The organism is Thalassotalea euphylliae, assembly GCF_003390375.1.
Lineage (GTDB): Bacteria > Pseudomonadota > Gammaproteobacteria > Enterobacterales > Alteromonadaceae > Thalassotalea_F > Thalassotalea_F euphylliae_A.
Window position 1 is genome coordinate 1884683 of sequence record NZ_QUOT01000001.1, and the last position, 14580, is coordinate 1899262.

10 protein-coding genes are annotated in these 14580 nt (G+C 44.3%); 2 read left to right on the forward strand and 8 right to left on the reverse strand.

The features are described from left to right. Positions 1-234 precede the first annotated feature (234 nt). The 6 genes from DXX94_RS08410 to kduD form a co-directional block, all read right to left on the reverse strand. Positions 235-2574 (reverse strand): DUF1961 family protein, encoded by a 2340-nt coding sequence (locus tag DXX94_RS08410; protein ID WP_116015155.1) that lies wholly within the window; start codon positions 2572-2574, stop codon positions 235-237. 67 nt (positions 2575-2641) lie between these two features. Beyond that, the gene (locus tag DXX94_RS08415; RefSeq protein ID WP_116015157.1) at positions 2642-3940 is read right to left on the reverse strand and encodes a TRAP transporter large permease; all 1299 of its coding nucleotides are present in this window, start codon (positions 3938-3940) and stop codon (positions 2642-2644) included. Then, positions 3930-4433: a TRAP transporter small permease gene (locus tag DXX94_RS08420; protein ID WP_258872131.1), complete on the reverse strand. Its 504-nt coding sequence runs from the start codon at positions 4431-4433 to the stop codon at positions 3930-3932. The genes DXX94_RS08415 and DXX94_RS08420 overlap by 11 nt, the downstream gene beginning before the upstream one ends. After that, positions 4426-5424: a TRAP transporter substrate-binding protein gene (locus tag DXX94_RS08425; protein ID WP_116015158.1), complete on the reverse strand. Its 999-nt coding sequence runs from the start codon at positions 5422-5424 to the stop codon at positions 4426-4428. The genes DXX94_RS08420 and DXX94_RS08425 overlap by 8 nt, the downstream gene beginning before the upstream one ends. 88 nt (positions 5425-5512) lie before the next feature. Beyond that, a complete protein-coding gene (gene kduI / locus DXX94_RS08430; protein ID WP_116015160.1) occupies positions 5513-6355 on the reverse strand; it encodes a 5-dehydro-4-deoxy-D-glucuronate isomerase in 843 nt (280 codons plus the stop codon). Between the two features lie 61 nt (positions 6356-6416). Next, on the reverse strand, positions 6417-7187 hold the full coding sequence (kduD, locus tag DXX94_RS08435; RefSeq protein WP_116015161.1) for a 2-dehydro-3-deoxy-D-gluconate 5-dehydrogenase KduD: 771 nt from the start codon (positions 7185-7187) through the stop codon (positions 6417-6419). A 683-nt stretch (positions 7188-7870) separates the two neighbouring features. Between kduD and DXX94_RS08440 the strand changes: the two genes are divergently transcribed. Both DXX94_RS08440 and DXX94_RS08445 read left to right on the forward strand, forming a co-directional pair. After that, positions 7871-9172 carry a DUF4861 domain-containing protein gene (locus tag DXX94_RS08440; protein WP_116015163.1) on the forward strand — a complete coding sequence of 434 codons (1302 nt, stop codon included), beginning with the start codon at positions 7871-7873 and terminating at the stop codon, positions 9170-9172. An 8-nt stretch (positions 9173-9180) separates the two neighbouring features. Continuing rightward, positions 9181-10728 carry a sulfatase-like hydrolase/transferase gene (locus DXX94_RS08445; RefSeq protein WP_116015164.1) on the forward strand — a complete coding sequence of 516 codons (1548 nt, stop codon included), beginning with the start codon at positions 9181-9183 and terminating at the stop codon, positions 10726-10728. A gap of 108 nt (positions 10729-10836) precedes the next feature. On the opposite strand, the gene DXX94_RS19650 is transcribed toward DXX94_RS08445, so the two are convergent. Beyond that, entirely contained in the window at positions 10837-11421 is a 585-nt protein-coding gene (locus DXX94_RS19650) for a type II secretion system protein (RefSeq protein WP_116015166.1), read from the reverse strand. A 337-nt stretch (positions 11422-11758) separates the two neighbouring features. Further along, positions 11759-14266 (reverse strand): TonB-dependent receptor, encoded by a 2508-nt coding sequence (locus DXX94_RS08455; protein ID WP_116015167.1) that lies wholly within the window; start codon positions 14264-14266, stop codon positions 11759-11761. Positions 14267-14580 lie beyond the last annotated feature (314 nt).

The window sequence follows — 14580 nt, forward strand, 5'->3', positions numbered from 1 at the left end:
TTAACCTACCTAGCTTAGGGTAAACAGAAAAATGGCGCTTAATAAGCGCCATTTTTTATTTTAGCTCTCCACTTTTATTACTAGCTTAAGTTATAGCACTTTTAGTCGTAATTCTTTTTTACTAGCCATAGGCTCATTGCTTAGTTAGCAATTGGGATTTATCAGTTATCACTTCAAATAACCGTTTTTAATTAAGCTACCTCATCAAGCTATTCAGTTAGCCACAGGCATTAACTAGTGCGGCGCTAATGGATAATCTTGCCAGCTTGCACCAGCCCGATGGGGCTGCATATAGTCCGTTAGTGGTTGGCTACCAAAACGTTGCTGGTAAGCGTTAGGCAGGCCTGCTTGGCGCTTAAAATACTCATTAGTACCTTTATCTAAATCGACAACGGGGCTTTGCTGCGCCACTACCCCATTGCCCTGCCAGCTAACGCCTGCATAGGAAATAGTAGATAACAACTGCCAGCCCGGCTGGCCGTAAATTAAATTGGCGATAAAGCTAATATCATGGGCTAACACGCTGCGATCTTTATTAAATTTTCGTTTATCTATCTCAGCCAACACATTCGTTGGGATAAAATTATTATGGCGCAGCACCACCTGTTCAGCTGCAATATGATGGCGCGGCAACGCTTTTGGCCGCCCCGGCTTTTGATACCCTTCTGGCTGACCATTGACCAGCTTAATTAAGTTAGGGCCACCGCCTTGAAAATGATTGTTCTCAATCAGGTGATGTTTGCCACGGATCATCACGCCAAAGTCGCGAGCACGTTTCTTACGCTTATGTTTACTGCTTTCTTTCGTATTACCTTTGCGCGGCGATTGCTGGCGCTCAAACCAATTGCCATAAACATGGCTATAATTGCCTTGACGCAAGCTCAGCCCACCTAAGTTATTGGTAAAACGATTTAAACGTATGGTGTTACGGCTCGACTTGTCTGAAATCACTTCCCCTTCACCATTACATTGTTCAAATACGTTGTACTCAACCGTCATATAGGCATCAATATTATGCGACCAACCAGTGGCAAGGCGGATCACTTCGGCATTATCTGAGCCAATATCTGGCCGTGAAAAATAGTTATGATCAAAACGATGAAACGCACCACTGGCCGGTGGCTTAGCATTGCTGAGCACGCCACCATGAGTTTGCTTATTAACAAAGGTGCAATGATCTACTCGATTCTTGCTCCCTTCGATATTAAACCAAGTGGCATGATGACCATCGAAAAAGTCGATACTGCAGTTGCTAATGCGAATATAGCTCCCCTGCAGATCCAATATATATGGGGCTTTTTTCGTGATTTTATTGCCTTTGCTTTTCACATAAGCACTGTTATCAAAGCGATCACCGTCGGTAAAGCGAATACCACTTAAGGTAATATGCGAGCCCGTAATTTTTATTGCCGGTTTGCCAGTGAATAACACTTGTCCCGGTTGTTTTGCATTAATATAGATGCGCTCGGTAAGAGTACCTGAAGTGCTTAGCTCAGCGGCGACATCAGGGTATTTGCCACTTTCTAACCAAATAGTAGTGCCCGGTGTTAGCGTAGCCAGCGCCTCGATTAACTGCTCACTATTGCTGACGGTCATTTGCTGTTTGCTCGCTGGTAAGGCAAATGGATTTTGCTGCAATTGATAAAGGTTAAAATCACTAAACATAGCGCGGGCACTGGCCATCAGCCTTAAACCAACATGACCGCCTTGTAAGGCGTTCTCCTTATCCACGTAATCCATTTGCAACTGATCGTTTAGATAAAGTTGGAAACGATCTCGCCATTTGATTAACCGATATTTATAGACCTTATCCGGTGCCAACGCTGCCATATCAGGTTGGCTTTTTAGTAACCGGCCGCCATGATAGTTTTTCCGTAAATTCGCGGTACTGCGATGCGGCGTATAGCTAGAGACATGGTAAGACTGAATATCACCACTGGTATACTGTTTAAACACGCCATTTCGTTTGGCCAATGTCGGCGAGAAAATGGATTCATTGTTGAGTCCTGACGCGGAGAAAAACAAAATAAACAGCCCCATGGGCGACTGGTGCTGCAAATCAAACTCAACAATATAACTGTCAGGCAGCTGTTGCTTATTCCATAGCACCACATGCCCGCCTTTAAAGCGCTGCTGTGCATCTAACATACTTTGATATTGCGCGGTCGGTAATGTCGCTTGCGCCAGCTTGGCTAACACTTGGTAATACTGGCCAAGTTGATTCGGGACAAAATCAAATAAACCTTGCAGATAAGCCTGAATAAAATCAGCAGTGAACTGGGATTCAAAGATCAGTTGCCGAGCTTTATTTAACGTCAGCTTAGCAGGCCCTTCCACCTGCCATTCCTTCGCTAGGCTTTCTTTTGACGAAAAGTCAGCCTGATAAATCCGCTGACTGCCAAGTACCTGATGGAGCTCATCGCTCCGATAGTCACCTTGCAATAAAACCGGCAGTGGCTGATCGATAGGTAATGACTGCCCCGCAACTAAGCTTTTTTGACCAACGGAGCTGGGCTGAGCGGCCGCGTGCATACTTAACAAGCACAGTAATATCATTAACTTATTACGCATCATTTACTTCAATATCAGAGTAGTTAATTGCTATGCACAACTTGGCGGCCATCCCCATTAGGGTAAATCATTACATTAAGCCAAATAGCTTAGGTAAGAACTCACTAATCGCGGGAATATAAGTCACCAACATTAAGGCGATAAACATCGCACAATACAGTGGTAGCATAGGTTTAATCATTCGCTCTATCGACGTTTTAGCGACCGAGCAACTAACAAATAAAACGGCCCCAACGGGCGGTGAACACAGGCCAATCGATAAATTCAGCACCATCATAATGCCAAAATGAATCGGCGACATACCTAGGCTCTCGGCGACAGGTAAAAATATTGGAGTGAAAATTAATACCGCTGGCGTCATATCCATAAAGGCGCCAACCACAATTAATACGATATTGATGATCAATAAAATAATCAGCGGGTTTTCGCTTAACACTAATAAGGCGTCGCTGATCGTTTGCGGTACGTTTTCATAGGATAAAATCCACGACATCGCAGACGAAGTGGCAATTAAAAACATCACAATGGCGGTAATACCTGCCGCTTTTAGCAAGATATCTGGAAGCTCTTTTACCTTCACCTCTTTATAAAGCGCGACAGATAAGAACAAAGAGTACAACACCGCAATTGCGCTCGCTTCGGTTGCCGTAAATATACCGCCGACTATGCCACCAATAACAATGGCAATCAGCAATAAACTGGGCAGTGCCGCAAGCACCTTTTCCGCCACCAGTTTTACTGGCAGCCTGTCTTCTGTTGGAAAACCCCGACTTAGCGCATAAACCGAACAGACTAACATCAAGAAGCTAGCCACTAGCACGCCCGGTAAGTAACCAGCGACAAACAGTGCCGAAATAGACACACCACCGCTGGCAATAGCGTAAATAATCAAGATATTACTAGGTGGAATGATCATTCCCGTAGTTGCTGCGGTTGCTGTGACCGCTGATGAAAAATTGCGGTCATAACCGCGCTTTTCCATTTCTGGGATCATAAAGCTGCCGATGGCACTAGTCGCTGCCACTGCTGAGCCGGATATGCCACCAAACAAAGTACACGACAACACGTTAACTAAGGCTAGGCCGCCCGGTAACATACCAATTAATGCCATGGCACATTCAATCAGTCGCCGTGCAACGCCACCTTTTCCCATCAATAATCCCGATAGTACAAAAAATGGAATCGCCAGCAGGGCAAAGCTGTTTAAGCCCCCCACCATACGCTGGGCTATGGTGGTTACCGCCGGCATAAAGTCGATGCTAAATAGCATAGTCGCTAAGGTGGCAACGCCAATACACACCGAAATGGGCAGGTTAATCAGCAATAGCGCGAAGAATACGCCAATCAGTATTAGGCCACTAACTTCCATGCTCTTCCCCTTCACTGACCACACCATGCTCTAATAGCTCAGCAATTTCGGCGATGTCATAGACACAGAATAATATGCCACTCAGTGGCACTATGGCATAAACATGCGCCACTTTAATGCCTAACGCGGCAGAGGTTTGGACTGGCGACATAGCCATATCAATTAAGTTAAAGCCGCCCATGATTAAGGTAGTTACCGCAAAGAAAAACACCATGGCATGGCTAACCAGCGCCGCAACTAGTTGCCCCTGCGCCGTCATTTTGTTAGTTAAAATATTTAACCCTAAGTGCGCTCTATTGCGATAACAATAGACGGCACCTAGCATGCCTATCCAAATAAGTAAGAAACGCGCCAGCTCTTCCGAGCCAGAACTTGGCGATTGCAAAATATAGCGTGATAGCACTTGCCAGGTAACAGTCAGTACTATCGCTAGCATCAATACCATTAAGGTCCGGGTAATAATCCAGTCCAAGCTTTGTAGTATTTTATTCACCTGCGCCCTCCTGCTGATAGTCAGCGACAGTCATAGTTTTTACTTGTTTGATACGCTCGAGGTAGCGCCCGACTATGGTGTCGTTAAACGTGGCGTGAAAGGGAGCAACGGCTGCGAAAAATTCAGTTTTATCAGGATAGACAACTTTCACGCCGGCTTTTTTAACTTCCGCTAAAGCATGGTTTTCTGCCGCCAACCAGCCAGACTTTTGAAACTCGACGGCATCATTCATCGCCTGTGCCAGCCATGCTTGCTGCTGCGGGGTTAAGGCATCAATAATATGTTTGCTGGCAATAATAACGTCGGGAATGGAGGTATGTTCATTTAACGAATAGTTTTGGCAGATTTCATAGTGGCGTGATGAATAAAATGCTGGTGGGTTATTCTCGGCCCCGTCAACCACCCCCTGTTGCAAGGCTGCGTAGAGTTCCCCCCACGAAATTGGTGTCGCCGCACCGCCAAAGGCATCAATCATCTTGACGGCAGTTTGGCTATTCATCACTCGGATCTTTTTACCGACGACATCTTGTGGCGAATGCACCATATCATCACAGGTGTAAAAGCTGCGACTGCCTGCATCAAAATAGCCAAGGCCAGCAAGCCGTGCTTGTGCTAAAGAATCAAGAATATCTTTACCGACATCACCTTGCAGCACTTGCCAGCGATGGGCTCGATCGCGAAAGATATAAGGTAAGCTATAAACCTTCATATCTGGCACAAAGCCTTCTAACGCCGCCGCCGAGACCTTAGTCATGGCCAAACTGCCAATTTGCAGTAATTCAACCATTTCACGCTCTGAGCCCAACTGACCATTGGCGTATAGCTTAAGTGCCATTTCACCGTCGGAATAATATGCCAGTCGCTCAGCCATATGCTGCAGTGACAAATGGACATTATGTCCCATGTCCAGTGTATGCCCGACCCTAAGAGTTAGCTTGCTGCTTTGTTGCTGGCAGCCTAACATCATTAGGCTCAGCAGCGTGATTATCATTATTTTTGTTATCTTAATCACCATACTTCCCCCATCACTTCCTAGAGACAAAAAACAGGCCTATTGGCCTGTTTTTGTCTGCTAATCATTACCTTAACTCAGTTGGCGCGTATTTATCCATATCATCGTAATCTAAATTTTCACCCGCCATTCCCCAAATAAAGGTGTAATTTGAAGTGCCTGCGCCGCTGTGAATTGACCATGCCGGAGAAATCACCGCTTGCTCATTTGCCGTCCAAATTAGGCGTGTTTGTTTAGGCTCACCCATAAAATGGGCAACTGCTTGATCTTCCGCCAAATCAAAATATAAATAAGCTTCCATCCGGCGATCATGTTGATGGGCTGGCATAGTGTTCCACACGCTCCCCGGCTTTAAGCTGGTCATGCCCATTTGCAGTTGGCAGGTATCGACAACACCATTAATGATCAATTGATAAATTGAGCGTTCGTTTGAGGTTTCTTGCGAGCCCAGCTCCAGTACATTCGCCTCTGCCTTAGTGACCTTTTTCGTTGGGTAACTTTTATGGGCAGGCGCTGAATTTAAATAAAACTTAGCGGGTGACGCACTATCAAGGCTTCGGAAGGTTACTAGCTTATTGCCAGCGCCCACATATAATGCTTCTTTGTTATCAAGAAAGTATTCCTGACCATCAACAACCACCACACCACTGCCGCCAATATTGATCAAACCCAGTTCACGTCGGTCTAAAAAGTGTTGTGCTTTTAGTGGGTCAATGGCATCTAATGATAAGGTTTGATTGACGGGCACAATGCCTCCGACAATTAATCGTTCATAGTGGGTGTAAACCAACTTGATTTTGTCTTGCTGAAATAAGTCATCAGCAAGAAAGTTTTCTCTTAGCTGAGCGGTATCAAATCCTTTAGCCTCGTTATGACCAATGGCATATCTGTTTTCATAATCAATTGTCATAATACTATTCCGTTGTTGTGCCCATTATTATCGCTATTAACGCTTGTTGATTCATCATCGCTTACCTCGCTAACCAACCACCATCAACAGCCAAAACATGGCCATTAACATAGTCGCTTGCTGCTGTCGCCAAAAATACTGCGGCGCCCACCAACTGCTCCGGCTCGCCCCACTGTCCGGCTGGAATACGTTTTTCAATATCGCGATTGCGCTCAGGGTTATCTTGCAACGCTTGGGTGTTATCAGTTCTAAAGTAACCTGGAGCAATGGCATTCACTTGCACATTGATGGCTGCCCATTCGTTAGCAAGCGCTTTGGTTAAGCCGACAATTGCGTGCTTGCTGGCGGTATAAGCTGGCACTGTGATGCCCCCCTGAAACGAGAGCATTGACGCGATATTGATAATCTTGCCCTGACCAGCCGCTAGCATTTTTTGACCAATAAGCTGACTGAGCTGAAACGCAGCATTTAAATTAACATCGACCACTTTTTGCCATTCGGCGAGTGGATATTCCGCTGCTGGAAAACGTGAAATTGTGCCGCCATTATTAATCAGCACATCAATACGACCGGTCAGTTGGTATGCCTGAGCAGCTAGACTGGCCACTTGATCAGGATCTGATAAATCTGCCGCTAAACCGTATGCTTTACCGCCCATTGCAGTAATCGCAGCTTCCGTGTCAGCGCTGCCACCGGGGCGAGAGCTACTGCAAATCACTTCCGCGCCCGCTTGTGCTAACCCGATCGCCAATGCACGGCCTAAACCTCTACTCGCTCCTGTGACCAAAGCGACTTTACCGTGCAGCGAGAATAGTGCTTGCTGTGAACTCATTATCATACGCCCTAAGCTAATTTACCTTGAATTACTAATTAAGATATCAGTCCTCATGTTATCATACAAGTAAAAAATAAAAAGATAATTTGCAGCTATGCGGGGGAACGATAGAGTGATTACTACTACATCATTTGTTTTCCAGCTAATAAATATAATGATAAACAGTTACTTAATATAAAGCACTGAAATTATTACAAGGATATAAATATAAGACAGCGAGTTGCTTAGTGTTAGCCAATGCTCCCATTAAGGATAAAGAACAGCACTGATTATTCGCCCAATAAGCTAAAGTAAGCTAAAACATCCGGCTTTGGTTACTTATTAAACGTTGACATCTATTCGTTACTTATATGTAATCATACAAGATGACAATAACCTGTACCCACCAAGTTCAACTTAACACTAATGTGCTAAGTTGAGCCCGTTTATACCAATTGAATTAATTAGTTGATCAATTATGGCGCAGGAAAAACACGCAGAAACACAGGTTTTATGCTCTTAGCAAAACCTAAGTACCTACATCCATGTAGGCAGGCGTTATTTTTAAGTAACTAGTTGTTCTAATTCCAAAAATAATAACGCAGTTAATGTGTGTTTTAACCAGCCAGAATGAGCAAGTATTTATTGAAATTGGTGTTAGATAGCCATGGCGACAGGAATAAACAACAGGTAAGCAAGACATGCATAATAAGCCAAGTAAATTCACCTACCTTCTGGCTGCAATGGCAGCCACCACACTGCTAGGTTGTTCGCCACAGCCAAAACTAACCACCACTGATAAGGGTGTGACCAGCACAACAGCACCAGCTAAGTCGAGTATTTCATTTTCAGTTGCTAACCCAACAAAGCAAAATCGCAGTGAAGAGCTAATCACCCTAGCTAAAGCGCAATTATTAACGTTAGCGACAGAGGTCAACCTAAACGCGGCAACCCTGTATCAAGGTGAGCAAGAAGTTGCTAGCCAAGCAATTGATAATGATGGTGATGGACAAGCAGATGCCCTGCTCTTTACCAGTCAGTTTGACGCCGAGCAAAATAAAACCTTTACCTTAAGTTATCAAACTACAGGCCAAGTGACACACCAATACCCGTCGCGCGCACATGCTGAATTATCGGTTAATCAAGGTGGTATTCGCGGCGCCGATGGCAAGTTGCAAGGTGGTGAATTTGTCCCTGTTAAGTTTCAACAGATCCCAGAAGATCATATCCCCGGTGACTTTCAATTCCGTTATGAAGGGCCGGGCTGGGAGTCTGATAAAATTGCCTATCGCCTCTACTTTGACGAGCGAAACGTTAACGATATTTTCGGCAAAAGAGTGCCTGATATAGTCTTGCCGGAAGTGGGTCATATCGGCGTTAGCTATCACGAACCAGCGCCGTGGGGCATGGATATCTTAAAGGTTGGCCCATCGTTAGGTATCGGCGGTTTAGGTATGTTGGTGGATGGCAAGTTAAGCCGGGTTGCCACCGCCAGCGATATGAGTGTTAACATTATTGAGCAAGGGCCGATCCGTGCTCATTTACAGATAAAGCATACTGACTGGGCTATTGCCGAGCAAAAATTTCAGTTAACTAGCGATCTAACCCTAAGCGCAGGCTCACGATTAACTCACAACCAATTAACCATAGACGGCTCACCAGATAATTTAGTGACAGGTATTGTTAAACACCAACCGAGTGAATTAATCACCTCTGACACTAGTCAAGGAGACTGGGCTTACATAGCAACCTTTGGCAAACAAAGTTATGTCGGTGATGAAATGGGTATGGCGATTTTCTATAAAAAGTCGACATTGCTTGAAGTCAGCGAAGATAGCCATAACCACTTAGTGGTGATGAAGCCCACACAAGGTAAGCTGGACTACTACTTTGCTGGTACTTGGGCGCAAGATGTCGACGGTATTGCCACTAAACAAGGCTTTGTTGACTATTTAGAGCAAACCTTAGCGGCACTAAATCAACCGCTTGCCATTAATTTATAGGCGCGCCTATGACTAAAGTAAACATATGGCTGCTGGCACTAGCTCTGGCAGTCTCTAGCTACTCACAGGCAGCTACACAGAAGCCCAATATTGTCATTATTTATGCCGATGACTTGGGGGTTGGCGATGTGAGCGCTTATCAAATGGGTAAGCTACAAACCCCTAATATCGATGATATCGCCAAGCAAGGGCTGAAATTCAATCAAGGCTATGCCACTGCCGCAACTTGTACTCCTAGTCGCTATTCTTTGCTGACTGGCCAATACCCGTGGCGCAAAAACGCTAAGATCTTACCCGGTGATGCGCCATTGCTAATTGACCCGGCACAAGAGACGCTCCCCAAAATGCTTAAGCGTGCTGGCTATCGCACCGGTATTGTTGGTAAATGGCATTTAGGCCTTGGCCATGGTCAGGTTGATTGGAACCAAACTATAGCGCTTGGACCAAACCAAGTGGGTTTTGATTACTCTTATATAATGGCGGCGACGAATGATAGAGTGCCAAATGTCTATTTAGAAAATGGCGCGGTTATTGGCCTTGAGCCAGACGATCCTTTATATGTTAGCTACCAAAAGAATTTTGCTAACCAGCCAACCGGTCTCGACAACCCAGAGTTGATGACCAAGATGAAGTTTAGCAATGGTCACTTCCACAGTATTAACAATGGCATACCACGTATTGGCTATCAAACAGGTGGTAAAAAGGCACAGTGGCGTGATGAAGATATGTCAGATCTGTTCTTGGCAAAAGCAACAGAGTTTATCGATGCCCAAGTCGCACCAACTGTGACCCCAAAAAAACAAGAGCAAGTCCAACCATTTTTTCTATTCTACAGCTTACATCAGCCTCATGTTCCACGCGTGCCGCATCAGCGATTTGCCGGCAGCTCAGGGCTAGGGCCAAGGGGTGATGCAATTTTAGAAGCAGATTGGGCAGTTGGTCAGCTAATCAAGCACTTAGCTCAACAAGGCTTAGCACGCAATACACTGATAATTTTCTCATCTGATAACGGCCCAGTTCTAGATGATGGTTATCAAGATCGGGCATTTAGCAAAAACGGCGAGCATACTCCTTGGGGTATCTACCGTGGTGGCAAATATAGCTTATTTGATGCTGGCGCGCATGTGCCACTGCTTGCCAGCTGGCCGGGGACAATCGAAGCCAATAGCGAATCAGAGCAGCTATTTTCTCAGCTCGATTTGTTAGCGTCTTTATCAGCTCTTACTCAGCAGCCAGTTAGCAATAACGATACGCTCGATAGCGAAAACCACCTATCAACGCTGTTAGGTAAGTCAGCTAAGGGGAGAAAAGCGTTAGTTGTGCAAGCATTGGGCGGGCGAACTGCCTATCGCGAGCAAAACTGGTTATTTATTCCTGCCTATTGGGGTGATGAGAAACTGGCAAAAGAAGATATCGAAACCGGTGCCTGTTCTTGCTATCAGCTTTATGATCTAGCTAATGACCCCGGACAACAAACCAATTTAGCGGATAAATACCCAGAAAAAACAAAGGCGATGAAAGCTGCCTATATGCGAATTATGGCAACCGCCGACTAATCCAACCAGCTAATTATTCACAGAGAATCTGTAACAAATACCTACAAAAAGGGGCGTAAAACACGCCCTTTTTAGCACAGAAAATTCCGCTAGCAGCGCTAAGGTATGCTAAGGATTATACGGCCACTCTACTGCGCGCACTTCACCTGTTTGCATGTTGTATTGAATCACCGGCAAGCGAGAACCGTCTTGACCACTAAATCCACCACTTAGAAATCCGCCAGTGTAGACAAAATGACAAAATACATCAGTGGTTTCATTTAATAGTGCTAGCTGACCAGCATTGCTCGACCATTGTGCATTATTACTGTTAACACTAGAAGACCACCCGTGATTAGCGGTAATAAAACTCGGTATTGGTTGATCGTCAATCACATCTTGCCAAATAATCCGACAATCACCTTCGAACGCTGATGTAATATCATTACCACCGGCAGGAAAGCCAGTCGTAGAAGGTACGCTAGTAACACCAGCAAAAGCTTGATCAGGTTGTCCTTTCGCCTGCCAACTTAGGTGGTAAAGGTTAACTCCTGAACGAAATGCGCCCACAAAACCATTGAACACAGCGCGCTCTGCATCTTGATTCAAATTGATAAAGCGAGGTAAGGCTACCGCGGCTAAGATACCAAGAATAACAATAACGACCACTAATTCAATTAATGTAAAACCCTGATTTTTCTTTTGCACTGCCATGACTAAATTTTGGTTAGATTACGACTAATATTGGCTGCAATTATCAAAGTTATATCTGTTGATGTAAAGTAAAATAATTGTTAAACACCATATAAATCATACGTTTTAGCGCCACCTTTGAAAGTACATTAGTCACATTCCTCAATCAACCACTTAACTAAGTATTTAATCTTGTCCATCAAGTTACTTGTGACAAAACTCTCGGCATATCACAATAAATAAAATGCATCTTAAGGTGATAAAAAGCGCAATAAAAAACCAGCCTGTTGGCTGGTTCTTAGTTGCGTCAGTTTTCTGCTGCTTTACTAAAGTTTATCGCGATATCAAAGCTAGCGATTTAGAAGTGGAAAGTAACTGATGCACCCCAGTATCGCTGTGAATCCTTACCGATAACACCTCGTAAGCCACCACCCACTTGATTAGAGCGCGTAACTAATCGAGTGTAGTACTCTTCATCCGTTAAGTTCTTAACGAATAGATTAACGTTGTAATCGTACTCGCCAATTGTTCCTTCGGTACCCACATAAAGGTCTAGTAGGCCAAATGATGGATGAATAGTGTCTGGGTTATGATCGAAACGGTATTGAATTTCATCCTTCCAACGATAACCTAGACGAACATGTGACTCCTGCCCCATAAAGTCAAAGTCATAGCGAGCATCAATACGGAACTGATGTTCTGGTGCTTGAGCTAATTCACGACCTTCGAGAATCAATACTTCTAGAGCGCCGTCATTCACAAACATACATTCGTCTGTACCCTTTAGCCCAGCAGGACAGTTCTGGAAGAAACCATCAAATTCATCATACGTCGCATCAATAAATGCATAAGTACCATCTAGGGTGATGTTTTCAGATAAAATCGCTTTCCACTCAACTTCTAAACCTTGAGATATCACCTTACCCGCATTAACGAATAGTGGGCGACCAACTGTACCATCTTCTGCTTCTTCATCTTCATCTTCAACGCGCACGCGCTCTTGGAAGTCCTCGTATTCAGTGCGGAACACAGTAACATTCAAGCGTAAATCATTGTCAAACCAATCTGAGCGCATCCCTAGTTCAACCGACTTTGACTTTTCAGGTTTAACTGGGTTTAGTTCACCATTAGCAATATCTGCTGGAGCATTTGAGATCGCATTATACCAACCGACACCTTTGTAACCTGTGCCGTATGAGCCGTAAAACATTAGATCTTTATTTACGCGATATTGCGCACCTAAGCGGTAAATAAATTCAGTATCATTGCTGTCAGCTTCATGAGTAAAGCCCAGTGCTTCTTGATCTGCAGCATTCAACGTTCGGCCATTTAATTGCTTTAATAAAGCACGAGTCGCGTTACGACCACCTTCATAATAAAGCTCCGAATCTTCATCTAAGTAGCGAGCACCAACAAAAGCGGTTAACGCTTCAGAAAGGTGGAAATCAAACTGACCAAATATCGCCTTATTGGTTGATTCCACGGTAGTACGATATTGAGCAATTTGGTTGTAAAGCCCGCCACCTGTGGCGATACCACCGGTTTCTTGCCAACCATTGCGACACGCTAGCAAGTTGCCATCAACATCAAAGTCGGTTGGGTTGCCGTCATTGGCTTCATTACCTGGTTCCCAGTTTTCCAAACTCCAGAAAGTATCGCGTGCGGTTTGGTTACAGAACGCTTCCTTGGCCTCACGAGATTGATCAACGTTTTGATAAAATAGACCTGCAACAAACGATACTTTCTCATTGTCTGCCGAAATTCTTAACTCATGTTGGCGTGATTGGAAGGCATTTTCACCACCGAAGTAGAATTCGGTATTATCTAACGTTGCACCACCAAATTCAGTATTGTTAAACAAACTCCAGTCGCGATAGTGACCAGTGTAAGTTAATAAATAATCACCAAGATCGTAGTTAGCTTCAACGGAGAAGCCTGTGTTTTCAATATCGCTAATTTGGTCATCGCTCATATAGGTGGCAAACTCACCCCAGCCAGTATTATTCTGAACAAAGTCGCGTATCGCTGGGTGGTTTAAGTGAGCATTAAATTGGCGTGTTGGGTCGGTTTCAATAATGGTTGAGCCACAACAATTACTGCTACTCTCTTTGTATTCTGCACGCACAAGCAAGTCGAAAATATCACTTGGCTTATATAAGGCTTGTAATCGTGCACCTTGACTATCACGGGCGCCAATATCTTCTTGACCGGGTTTGAGGTTTTCCATAAAACCATCAGTGTCGCTGTAAAGTAGGTTTAAACGCAGCGCAACATCGTCAGTCACACCAAAGTTTGTCGTCAACTGTGTTTGCTTTAAGCTGTACTCGTCAGTAGCAAACTTTACCTTTCCGTAGTTTTCACCTAACTCTGGGCGCTTTGAAATGTAATGAACAATACCTGATGACGTATTCTTACCAAACAACGTACCTTGTGGGCCGCGCAGAACCTCCACTCGCTCAGTATCCATTAAGTCGCCATTGAGCGCAGAAGAGCGCGGCAATACTTCGCCATCAATCATCATAGTCGTACTTGGTTCAATGCCCATATTGTTTTGGCTTGAACCAACACCGCGAATACTAATCGATGTAGTACGCGTTTCAGCACCTTGGTCTAACGTAATACCAGGCGCGAGCGAAACAATATCCGCAAACGTCGTTAATTCAGAATTGGCAATGAAATCGCCACTAATCGCAGAAACAGATACCGGAACGTCTTGAATGTTTTGAACGCGTTTTTGTGCGGTAACTTCAATAACTTCAATTTCTTTGTCGTCCTCAGCAAACGCAGTAAGCGACACGCTGGCGACAGCAGCACCTAATAGATGGGTAGCAATAGCTTTGCTGATCAGTGATCTTTGGTAATTCATACTTATCCCCTACTTATTATTTTTTCATTAACTTGGTTGGATACGCCAGTTAACGATAAAGCTCGTTTGTTTTAATGTTGTTTACAGCTTATATGATAACAATACTACCAGACCAGAATATAAGCAAATGCTTTTTTGATTATTTTTCGCCCAAAACAAAATAAATAAAAATCAAATAGATACATAAATAATGCGATTGGATTGAATTGGAAGATAAAAAAAGCCCAGCAATATTATTACTGGGCAACTTGGAAGGGGCACTCTGCTGGTGCCTACTATTCAGGAGCTAGTTTGGTATTTATCGGATGTTTAAT